We start from the raw sequence: 11,514 nt of genomic DNA, 5'->3' as shown, positions 1-11,514 counted from the left end.
GGTTGCAATTGGTCAGATTAGTTCTCGGGCTCGCGCACCAAAAAGTCTTCGACCTCTGATCTGCTTACTTTGATTACTGCAAAAGTAGGCTGGATTTGCAAGCTCCATTTTCATCCATGGTGATGGCCGTAAGGCCATGTGGGATTAGTTCGAGGAGTTTTGGACCACAGATCCCATATAGGTATTAACTCTTTACAAATTTCTTCTATGGAAAATTTTATATCAGTAAACTCAATAAACGGACAAATTCTTGCTGCAATTATCATTCTGAGATTTTCTTCTACAACTTGCCGTCCATATTCATCTTTTAGATTAACCTCAGGATCTATAGGAATTATAAATGGTAATGGATCTTTTGCAACACAAATTTCTTCGTAATGGTCATTTTCATCTTTGAATAATAAAGTAATCTCACTATCATTAACACTTATCCCACTAACTTCATATGGAAAATAGCTATAATTTGTTTCAGTAATAATTTCTGATATGTCACTCAATACCTGACTGTAAGCTTCAATGTGGCCTCGGTCTACAGAGTACAGTAACTTACTATTAGAAGACCTTGTGATACCCAAATATCTACTTAGATCACTCTCACTTAGGCATAAATAACCAAAGGCTTGTCTGTTATCCCGATCATTTACGTCAAAGGAAATATCTTTTAATTTACATTCTACTATAAGTAATTGCCCATCTGTATTGTGCTCAAAAATCAATTCCGGTACAACAAATGAGTTAATTTTTGTACCAATTTGTTGAATAACCTTATGCCGAGGTTCTACAGGTACTGGTAATTCTAATGAAATATACTTCAGTCTATAACCTTTTTTTCGAAAATAAGGATTAACATGTGAAGTACTAGAATAATTCATACTTAAATGTATAAACAAATTTAAATGGTGTAAAGCTGAGAACGTTGTCATTCGATTAGTGACCCTCTCATAAAGTAATCATAACTTTGATCACCAATAAAAACACTTACGCCTGGATCAAGATACCGTTGAATATTTGTTACTAGTCGATGAATCGTGTTTCCGCACGTACCTGTCGGCAATATTACTACAAACTCTTCTCTGGATAACTCTAATAAAACTTTCTGCCACAAATGTATATCAGTTCCATAAATATGTACTTTGTTTTCGTTGATCCAGATAGGCTTGCCGAGGATTCTAAAGGGCTCCTTACCTGTTCGAAATGTATACTCTATAAAATTATGGAACACATGCTCTTTTAACGAACGAGCAAATTTGAATACTATTGGGCTACCTTTTATCGAGATTCCTTCTGTATGGTCATTTTTGTATGTATCAAAATTAATCCAAGTTGTTTGCTCTATAGCTTCCGTAATTTTTTGGTATTCGTTAATAGTATTATTTATTTGATATCTGTGATCCTTAAAGCTTTCAGACCTATTGGTCACTTTACCATTTCGATAAAAATCATGTCCGCCTTTTCCAACATAACTAGGAAATCGTAACAATCCCACAGAATTAAATGCAGGAAAAAATTCACGGACTCCATTAATCTTAGAGTTTAGTTCTGATAATTCCTCAACTAAGGTAATAGTAGTAACTTTTTGGTCATCATAAATCTCTTCATTAAAACTTTCTATGTCAATCTGATGAGAATAATGTTTAGTTATTGTGTTACTATCAAAAAAACCATCGAACTCAAATTTCATCTTTATATACCTGTGAGGTGAGTGATCTCTTTGAATCTTTTCCCAAAACAAGTCAAATAACTTTCCAGATATCCAAAGACTATCTAATAACGGAATTTGCCTCACCAAGTTATTAGTATAGGCATCTGAGTGTTGTGCTTTATCAACAGAATATAGCACAGAAAATCGTGGGTTTATCTCCTCAATGAACCCAACGGTTTGTGATCCCTTATCCAATCTAAGCATTGCCTCATCAACTTGACTGACTTCGTAGCCTCGTTGACTGTATATTTGTGCAGTATCAATTCCTTTTTGCTTAGTGAAAGTTTCAAATATATACGATTTAAGAAGTGTGTTTACTGTTCTGTTTGTGTTTAACTGCGACTTGATATCTGATGCATAATCATCAAGATAGGAAAAGATTTTTTCTCTCGAGTTGAAATTCTTTTCCACCATTACACATTTACACCTCGATAAAAATTAGATTTTAGAATAATAGCACAACAGCCCTCACCTAAAGGTGAAGGCTGTGTTTGCGCTCAATTGCGCGGGACGCTAAGGTCCAACAAACCATTCTGTGATGCAGGCGCTCGATTGCGCGGGGCGCTGGGGCCCAAAATATAACATGAGTTTCTTCAGTACAAATTATACACTGTTTTCCCTCAATCTTCAAGTTCAAGTTTGTTAAACAGATTGTTCGAATTTCTCAAGTTTTTGCTGCAGTTCTTCGTTGAGTTTCTGAAGCCGATTCAGTTCTGTTCGAGTGTCTTGGTGTTCCTTTTGCTCCGTTGCTAAAACCTTAGCAGCATCTTCGTATTTATTATGTGATTCCGGTAGATAATAATGAATGATTTTCTGATCAATCTCGTCTAATTTAATATCTCTAACTTTGCTCTTTGCACCGTCAGGTAACGTATGTTGGAAAATCACTCGTCTTTTATCAATCACTTGCACCGAATCAAGACATGCCCCACAATCATGCTTCAATCCATCAGCTACGGTAAGATCAACGGTAAAAGCGTTCTTGTCATTAAACCGAGGTGTAGAGATCGGCGCAACCAACATCCATCCTCCAACGTTGCCATCATACGAACCATCGTAAAGGACTACGCACGGATGAGCAAAGGTTAGCTCTTTATTAAAATGCCCAAACAATTCGGCCTCCACAACATGGCCTCTTGATAAATGATTATTAAACCATTTTACCGTACGAGTATCCTTGTCATCCAAATATTTTTGTAACCCCACCATCCACTTAATACCGTAATCCAATTTGTAATCAAGCATAACTTTATACATCCGATCCAATGTCTCACGTACAGCAATAATTGTTTCGGCATCAGTTTTTACAGCAGGCAATGGAGATATACCTTTAAGAGCCTCCAATTTATCTTTAAATGACTGTTTCATATTAATTTTTTCCTCCAAGCTACGTCAATACTCATACTAAAAAATATTCGACAAAAGCTTTCAAATTCCTCTCCACTCACAATTTATTTTTCTATTAAGCCACCGCAATTTTCAGAATTGCTTGAGCGCGAGTTAAAGCTGCTCGTCAACTGGCAGCACGGGTTGTTCGCAACAGCCATGAATCGCCCAGTCTACAAGCATCTGTAAAATAGCAAATTTTGTGCCTTTGTTGGGATGGTAGCTTTCGATCGTCTTTATTAACCCAATCGTTCTATGGAGATCAAATCTTCCATATCCTCTCCTGTGTTATCGAATTTTCAGTTCCAATATATCACATAGTTAATTTCAGCTGTTCATTCCAGTTTGATCTTCTTTGGTCAATTTGTTTACAATATTCCGGGTCAATTCTTTTAATTGTGTTACGACACACCTCAAATTCATTAAATAAATCCCTTGAATGTATAATTTGTCCTTCATGGCTAGTAAAATAATTATTCACATTATCTTGGACCCTTTGAAGTAGATTTTGTTTATATATAATCTGCTGTTGCTTTCTATATTTATTAATTATAGATGAGCAACCTTTGTTTCGAATAGTTGTTGCGCTGTATCCGATTAGCTTGGCGACAACCCCAATTTTAATTTCTTGACCTTTTTTAATTAATTGATGACAAACATTTTCAATCTCCCTAGATAAATCCTTATCATACATAAACTTTGGAGATAAAGAATGTTTTTTTGAAACTATAGCTTTGACTACTTGTGGATGGTATCTGTGAAGTAAATAGTGCTCATTATTATCCCAACAATCAAAGTGCTGAATATCATGAATTTTCGAACCTGTTTGTATGCTTTCAATTGCCTTCAACAGCAATGTATCATCTATATCTTTCTCGGTGTATCTATAATTCCCAGTTAATAGACCTCTTGAGGAAAAATAAGCAATAATTCTTAGAATCCTATTTCGCTTTAATCCAATTATTTTTTCTTTTTCTGGCCAAGTGAGATTATCAATACTTCTATTTGAAAGAATCTCAAAGGCCCTTATGAAATACGTTCTCTCAATCATCTCTTTTCTTGAATTCAAGGCATATTCGCAACTACAATCAGGACAGACAAAATACTGTTTTAGAGTTTGATCAAGTTGTTGAATGTTCTTTGAAGTGGTGGCAAGTAGCCTGCCTTCTAAATCATAATTCATACACCAAGGAGCGATACATTTCAAACTATGTTTCTCATTAACCTCATGGTTTAATACAGCTGCCTTAAATTCGTTAGGAAGCTCCATCGTTAAAAAAGTTTCAACAGTTATATCTCGATCTTTTAAAATGCTAAGAATGGTCCTTATATGGATTGTCCTCTTTTTGGTTGTACCTCTAGCACACTGTAAAAAATGTACCAAGGTTGTTTCTTTAAATTTATTTCTAATCTCTTTTCTGTTAAATTCGTTTATACAACCATTAATTACATACAGAATTTTCAATGCAAGCTCGCTAGAATCTAAACGAATCCCAGAATATTTATTCAAAAGTGAATCAAAGGCTGTCCTATACCATCGTTGTTCCAATATAACTTGGTTTGTAATAACTTCTGTAACTTCACTACTTTGCTTACTTAAATCTTTTAGACAATATGGGCAACTGCCTACTTCTCTTAAATCGTTGTATTTAATCCTTTTATGACAAAAATGGCAACTATCTAATAAAATTCTTTGATGTTTTTCGCAAATAACGATAGGTTCAAATTTCCATAAAAGGTGAATAATACGCTTTTCTTTAAGACAATCCGGGCAATAATGGAATTCATTTCGAAGATATTCCTTTAGAAACATACTATTGTAATCCTTACTGTTACCTTTAAATTTCAGTATTATATTATAACAAGTAGATGATTTCAGTTCTTCTATCAGAGAGCCACTAACAAAACAGAGTTTTCTCAAGTCAATCATACTTTCAGGGATAATATCTAATTTGTGATAATCACCTGAATGGAGTCTATATTTATTAACTTTTAACCTATTAAGAATATCGCAAAGTGATATTCCATTAGCATTGGCAAAACGCAACAAAAAACCAAACAGTGACTCTTCTTTCTGTATCAATGGTCTTACTGTAAATCTAACAAGGTTATCCATTAAACTCACTCCAAGAGTTTTTTATCTATTATTCCCTTGAAATGAGTGTTATAGACGTACAATACGTATTACTTACAGAAACTTCTTTATCCCAAATAAATTAATTATTCGCCTGTTTCTAACGATCTGATTGTTTGTTTAATATGTTCTAAGACGGGACGATATTTAGTATGGATCTTTCCAACAATTTTTAATTGCTTCTCTAATTCCGTTATTAAAGGAATTGTGTTTCTCTCATAATATTCAGATAGTATGATATTTTCTGCCTTTTCCATTAAATCCTGCATTTTATACAATCTCAACTTATTTTTACTCAAAGTAGACTGCTCGGTAATAAAATTCGACAGAGAAGGCATGGATTTCTTAGTATCATTTGAGCTTTTCCCAATGTAATTATAAACATCCTTACATTTAACTGATAATCTTGCTTGATCCATCGCTTTGACATATTCCTGTACCTTATCAAGAAGTTCTGACTCAGTAGCATTTTTTTGTATTTGTCTTTTTATTTCTTGGACCTTTTTTGCAAAACCGTATTTTTTAAAATTAATAAACTCTATATTAAGCGAAGCCGCAATTTCTTTTGAAGTAAGTTCTTCTTCTAAATGAATAATATCAATTAACGTCTTTTCGATATGCGGTTGGACTTTTAATACTTTCTGCTTATTATTAAATTTATTTTTATGAGTATACTCAATCCAACGGTATTGTTGGACTATAGGATTATAAAAATGATAGAAAAACTCAATCTCATGCCAACCATACCATTTTCGTGCTTTATGAGTTATTATCTTGGCTTCTAAATATAACTCTTTGAAGCATTCGACTATCATTAAATCTGATTGTGAATATTTTCTATATGTTTCTTTCTTATTAATTGGTAACAAATTATATCGCAAAGCATACCCGAGAGCCTCATAAAGTTTTCTATACGAAATATTTAGAGATTTTCTTATTTCTTTCTCGTTCTTATCAAACCATAACATCAGAACGACCTTATCGATCAACTCTATATTGTTGTCTATTTCTGACCATTGTTTGGTACCTAGATTATATCCGTATCTGATACCACAATTGTCACAGATACTAGCTCCCGAGTATTTTTCTTTTTTAAAAGTTGAATTGTGAGTAAATGGTATCTCTTTTAAAGCGTCTGATTTGTCGAATGTAATACACCAAGGAGTTAGACATTTTCGATTAACTTTTTCTTGATTTTTCAATAATTTTATTGAATTCACATAACTCGCTGGTACCTTAGTTTTTGTGAAAGCTTTAAAACTTATCTTTATTTTATTTAAAATTTTAATAATTTGGGGGAATGTTACTTTCTGAGGGGAAGTTTCGTCATTAATAAAACGAAGAATAGAATGTAAATAATCGTGTCGTAGAAGTCTTGAAACAAGATTATAGCGATATTGGGTGGGCGATTCCTCTAGTTGTAATTGTAGAATATAAATTAGAGTGATACATATCGTTTTCTGCAAGTCCAATCCATTTACTAATCCAGGAAACAATTGTTTTTTGGGATCCAATATATATTGCCATTCATTATACCTTTGAGGCATACATTCTTTATTAGCTTCATGAAATTGCTGGTTTTCACTGAACAAATAATTTCCACAATGATAACAACGATATGCTCCCAAGTTATTATGAATATATGATTGATCGTGATTACAAATCGGGCAACTGGTTTTTAACTTAACCTTATGTTTTAAACAAACATCGATTTCTCTAACTTGCCACAACATTTGATAACCAATATTTTCCTTAAGGCAATAGGTACAAAATTTACGCTTATTCGATTCTAATAATACTGGCATTAAAGTCAGAAAACTGTCATTCAAGTAAAGACCATAATGATTGAGTTTTAATCTTAATGAGTCAAAAGTCATTTCATACAAGCTTTTCTCTGTTTGCCCTAACAACATAGCTAATCTTCTCATATCGTGTTTTTGCTGAGGCATAATGTCAATTCGAATGGATCGTCTATAGAAAACGTCCATCGATTTTATAGGTTGTACATGTCTTAACAAATCAAAATATAGTATCATATTTGCTTGGCAAGCTCGCATTAGGTAGCTACTTAAGGATTCCCCATATTTAACTTCAGGACGAATTGTAAGACGACTCAATTGGATCATCTCCTTGTGTTAAGAGGCCTTTTACTCCGCATTTTCTGGTCTAATTAAATGGTCGCTCTCACGAAACAGATTAAACTTAGCTTGTTTCAATACATCTACTGTTAATCGAATATTCGAATAATCAACATACTTTTGATCAAATACATTAAGCAATCTGAATGCTTCCTTAATAATCAAATGTAAATATCCAATGCGACCTTGGCTATAGAAATGCAATAAACGTGGAAGACCTGTCGCTTCATCATGTAGTCCTATAGGAATCGGCGGTTGAATGGCTTCTTCTATCTTTCTTAGTAACTCATAGAATTTCTCATTGCAATTCTCAAAACGATCAATATGGTCTCTTCCAAATCGTCTGACGTATTCATCCTCCATGGTATGAAGTTTTTCAATTTGAGGGGTTCCCAAACATACAATACTCACCTGGTGTTCATTCGTTAAATCTTTAAGCATCTCCATAGCTGTTTGATTATCAAAATTTTTCGTTCGCATAATAAAGTTCATTTCGTCGAAAATGATCATTTGAACTTTTTGTTTTTTTAATAATAGGAGTACACGATCTTTTATCATATTAACTCGGGCATCTCGGCGGAAATTTTCTGTCCCTAAAGCTTTTAGTATTTTCTTATAAAAATCTAGTTGGGTAAATGGATATGGCAGCTTCACATAAAGAACGGGTACAATGTCGATTTCTTCATCATCAACTATTTCCGTATATCTGGGGATACTTTTGGCATACCTCTTTCCAATTTGTGATTTTCCAACGCCTGATAATCCCGTGATAAATAAGTGTCTCGGGTCTTTTTCTACATCTTCATCTTCGTCATCGAGTTCATCAGGTTCTATGTACACTCTCATTGAATCAAGCCTGCTCCATATACGTGTTACTTCTTCATGCTGAATAAACAATTTTTTTATTCGGCGTGCTAGATCTTTTACTTCCTCATGGCTCATTTTTTATAGCCTCCTTCTCTAACCTGTTCAGCTTTTTTAGCAATTAAATATAGCTCTTCTTCAAGGTTTCCTGCGTATTGAGATTGTTGAATCTGAGTTGTTTGATTAGTTTGATCAGTTTGATTAGCTTGATATGCAGTAGTAACATCTATTTTTACCCCTTCCATTCTTGCAACAATTTGCCTAACCTTTTTCTTTTCCTTCAGTCCCTCAATAATAAATTTAGCCAACCTTTCCCAAGCTCTATTCATATGAGCTTTGCCTGGAAGAAGCTTTAACTTTTCTTCACCTTCGTTACGCAAAAACTTTATTAACTTTTTGTAAGTATATTGATTTACTCCAACTACTGTTTCGTAAGGAGGAGTCTCACAATAAAGTTCAATGAATTCTTTAGTTTTCGGATGCAGCAAATAAATTTTTGAAATATCATCAATATCATATTTCACTGTATACTTTTTTTCGCGGCCTCCGATAATGTCAGCACACTTAGCAGATTTATAAATTTTGTTATCCCAACGCACACCATCTCGCGTATAAGGTTTTTTGTCCGAAATTAAGAAATCAATTTTATATTTTTGTTCATCAGCTTTGTCAATCCACTCAGGATAGCCCACTTCATTCACACTTTCTCTGTATTTTACCAATGGGGAAATATTATTCGCTAACCCTCGATGTGGGCGCAACGGATATATATCTACAAGATAATGAACAAGAATTTTTCGGAGTTGACTTAACGTTAAAAATGCATCTTTTTCTGGGTTTAATTCCCCCCTGTCTACAATATTGCTTTTTGTTGTACCCATTAAATTGTGAATGAGTTCACTGTTAATTGTACCAAATAATCTTTCAATAACTGCTCCGTAATGGGGTATTTTAACCGGCCTATGCATAATCTCTGATTGAAGAGTTTCATTCACCATTCGCTTGAATTCGTTGCTTTTAAAATCCATTCCATTATCAACATAAATGATATTAGGAATGCCGAAGATCTCCCATTCTAATTCTGTACCATACTCTTTTTTTGTGTTTTTAGCAAAAACACCTTGTTGAGTCGCTTTTCTTACCACATTGATTGAAGGACTTTCATGAGATAAATATAGACACCATATACCACGTGAATACACATCTATACCCAATGTTATCCACGGACGGTCAATTACTAGACCCGTTTTATCATCAATGACCTGTATATCTAGTCGTGTATGGTCCATCTGGATAATATCTAACCGACAAGTAGCCTCACGTTCTGCATAACCACGCGCTACTTCGTCATAAACTGCTCTGGCTCCCTTCATATTCCGAAGACGCTCAACCGCATTTTTATCTATTCGATCTATAATATTAGATATCGTACTATAATTTATTTCAGGTTCATTAACTCTTGCATATCTTCGCTCTATAAGTCTGTGAATAGTGGCTTTTGAAACACGATATTTATTTAAGTAATCTTTTTCAATTGTTTCCTTTAGAATCTCGATTTGCTTATCTGTTAATCGAACAAAGATAGTATCCAGGATGATTTCCGGATGTTCAGGGTGACAGATATTCATGCATTTGTTATCTTTTCTGCCGGTATAACCTCTACCTTTATTAGATATAAGTCCTTCTAAACCTCGTGATTCTCCTTCAGATTCTACTCGTCGATATTCTGATAAGTAGCGCATAATACTTGCTCTTGAACCGCCACGTTTTTCTGTGATTCTTGTAATTAATTCTTCCTGCTTCAGTTCAATTGCTTCTTCATTCTCAAGAACTATATCCTTACATTTATCATAGAACTGTGCTATTGCTTGAATATTTCCAGCTTGAATCTTTTCTAGAATAAGTAGTGGTTCAATTAATTGAAGCCGCTTACTTACTTCATATCTTTTATTGTCATCCAGTTTTGCTATTACGTTATCATATGTTCTTTCTACCTCTTTCCTGTCTAATTTCATAATCGATTCAGGCACAAAGGTTGGATGGTTGACAAGATCTGCAAAAGCAATTTCAAGGTCTTCCCCATCTGGTCTTCTTAACCAAAGTTTTGGTGGGGCGATCCTAATAACCTTAAATGTCTTCCCATACAAACCGCATTCCGAATAGAGTTTAAGTTGTCTAAATGCCATGCTATGTTCCTCCTTGTATATACGCAAAAGAAGCAATACTTTGATAATTGAAAGTAATTATGCTTTGGGAAGTAATTTTTTCGTTTACATCAGTCAAAAATGTGCCTTTGGCAATGAGGTGAAATATTAAAGGTTTTATTAAGAGAGGATCAATAGCGTCTGTGAAAGTGGAGGCGAGATTTTCAATAGAACACGATTCAATGCAGCACAATCGATAATTTATGCTTTCACACCACTGCGGATAGTACTTTCTTTCTTTCAGAAATCCCTTTAATAGCCTGAGATTGTAAGATAAAGTTTCAGGAAGCTCTTTAGGATAAATCACATGATATTCCCAATTTTCTTCCAAAACGTACGCTCTACAATACCGATTGCAAATTTCTACATGCTCATTTGGTGTTTCTTCAGGTTCGAGTTTCACTTGATAAAGCAATGGATTAAATCTCTGTTTAAAAACCAGAACATCGGGGATGTGAATCCATTCTTCTTTTCCATCGTAGATAGGCACCTCAATTGGTTGAACATAATAACGTATTACTTCGGAATCTAATTCTAAGTAGTAGTAAAAAAGCCGTTCTGATAATGATTCATACTCAACGGGTCTTAAGTTTTTTTGGCTAAAAAAACTCCCAATGATGTGAGGATGAAAGTGACTTCTCCTATTATTCACTTTACGTTTAGGGCTGTACAAATTATCCTCATTAACCCAGATGCGGTTTTTCCATTCCAAAAGGACACCTCATTTCAAAAAGTATCAGTTATAAGTGGAATATCATAATTCTATTTCTATTACATTAATTACCCACTAATTCGAAGTGCATACCCTATAAAAAATAAAAAAAACCAGTAGCAGCAAGGATTCTTGCTACTACCGGCATATAATAAGTCTCAAACATATCATCAAAAATGTCTCAGTTATCGATCAAACTAGTCTCAAGTATAATTGTTTCTCACACACACACTTTGCCATGCCAAATTACCCCCGCTGCCGCATCGCCTCAAACAATAAAATCGTCGCGGCCATCGCCGCGTTCAGCGATTCGGCACGGCCCTTCATCGGGATGATGATGCTCTTGTCCACCATCCGCGCCGTTTCCGGCGAGA

The 11,514-nt window shown here is 34.4% G+C and carries 8 protein-coding genes and 2 pseudogenes; all 10 read right to left on the bottom strand.

Annotated elements, in window-relative coordinates; genetic code table 11:
- Positions 1-110 precede the first annotated feature (110 nt).
- Entirely contained in the window at positions 111-923 is an 813-nt protein-coding gene (locus L691_RS0126030; protein ID WP_025693128.1) for a hypothetical protein, read from the bottom strand.
- Entirely contained in the window at positions 920-2,116 is a 1,197-nt protein-coding gene (locus tag L691_RS0126025; protein ID WP_025693127.1) for a hypothetical protein, read from the bottom strand. The genes L691_RS0126030 and L691_RS0126025 overlap by 4 nt, the downstream gene beginning before the upstream one ends.
- A 228-nt stretch (positions 2,117-2,344) precedes the next feature.
- On the bottom strand, positions 2,345-3,070 hold the full coding sequence (locus L691_RS30265) for a type II toxin-antitoxin system PemK/MazF family toxin (RefSeq protein WP_025693126.1): 726 nt from the start codon (positions 3,068-3,070) through the stop codon (positions 2,345-2,347).
- Between the two features lie 210 nt (positions 3,071-3,280).
- Positions 3,281-3,387, bottom strand: a pseudogene (locus tag L691_RS34475) (sigma factor); the annotation flags it as partial.
- Positions 3,388-3,401: 14 nt separating this feature from the next.
- Positions 3,402-5,204: a TniQ family protein gene (locus tag L691_RS0126015; protein WP_025693125.1), complete on the bottom strand. Its 1,803-nt coding sequence runs from the start codon at positions 5,202-5,204 to the stop codon at positions 3,402-3,404.
- A 104-nt stretch (positions 5,205-5,308) separates the two neighbouring features.
- On the bottom strand, positions 5,309-7,339 hold the full coding sequence (locus L691_RS0126010) for a TniQ family protein (RefSeq protein ID WP_025693124.1): 2,031 nt from the start codon (positions 7,337-7,339) through the stop codon (positions 5,309-5,311).
- Between the two features lie 30 nt (positions 7,340-7,369).
- Positions 7,370-8,302 carry a TniB family NTP-binding protein gene (locus L691_RS0126005; protein WP_025693123.1) on the bottom strand — a complete coding sequence of 311 codons (933 nt, stop codon included), beginning with the start codon at positions 8,300-8,302 and terminating at the stop codon, positions 7,370-7,372.
- Complete coding sequence (locus L691_RS0126000; protein WP_025693122.1) at positions 8,299-10,410, bottom strand: Mu transposase C-terminal domain-containing protein; 2,112 nt, start codon at positions 10,408-10,410, stop codon at positions 8,299-8,301. Before L691_RS0126000 ends, L691_RS0126005 begins: the two co-directional genes overlap by 4 nt.
- 1 nt (position 10,411) lies before the next feature.
- Positions 10,412-11,140 (bottom strand): PDDEXK family nuclease, encoded by a 729-nt coding sequence (locus L691_RS0125995; protein WP_025693121.1) that lies wholly within the window; start codon positions 11,138-11,140, stop codon positions 10,412-10,414.
- A 246-nt stretch (positions 11,141-11,386) separates the two neighbouring features.
- Positions 11,387-11,514, bottom strand: a pseudogene (locus tag L691_RS31640) (TrmH family RNA methyltransferase); the annotation flags it as partial.

The organism is Paenibacillus zanthoxyli JH29 (assembly GCF_000520715.1).
GTDB classification, from domain to species: domain Bacteria; phylum Bacillota; class Bacilli; order Paenibacillales; family Paenibacillaceae; genus Paenibacillus_AQ; species Paenibacillus_AQ zanthoxyli.
The sequence above is the reverse complement of the archived record's forward strand: the minus strand, read 5'-3'. Positions and strand labels throughout refer to the sequence as shown.

What these genes read in the sequence shown, in the direction of transcription:
- L691_RS0126030 (WP_025693128.1), bottom strand. Translation starts at nt 923, where the DNA reads ATGACAACGTTCTCAGCTTTACACCATTTAAATTTGTTTATACATTTA.
- L691_RS0126025 (WP_025693127.1), bottom strand. Translation starts at nt 2,116, where the DNA reads ATGGTGGAAAAGAATTTCAACTCGAGAGAAAAAATCTTTTCCTATCTT.
- L691_RS30265 (WP_025693126.1), bottom strand. Translation starts at nt 3,070, where the DNA reads ATGAAACAGTCATTTAAAGATAAATTGGAGGCTCTTAAAGGTATATCT.
- L691_RS0126015 (WP_025693125.1), bottom strand. Translation starts at nt 5,204, where the DNA reads ATGGATAACCTTGTTAGATTTACAGTAAGACCATTGATACAGAAAGAA.
- L691_RS0126005 (WP_025693123.1), bottom strand. Translation starts at nt 8,302, where the DNA reads ATGAGCCATGAGGAAGTAAAAGATCTAGCACGCCGAATAAAAAAATTG.
- L691_RS0126000 (WP_025693122.1), bottom strand. Translation starts at nt 10,410, where the DNA reads ATGGCATTTAGACAACTTAAACTCTATTCGGAATGCGGTTTGTATGGG.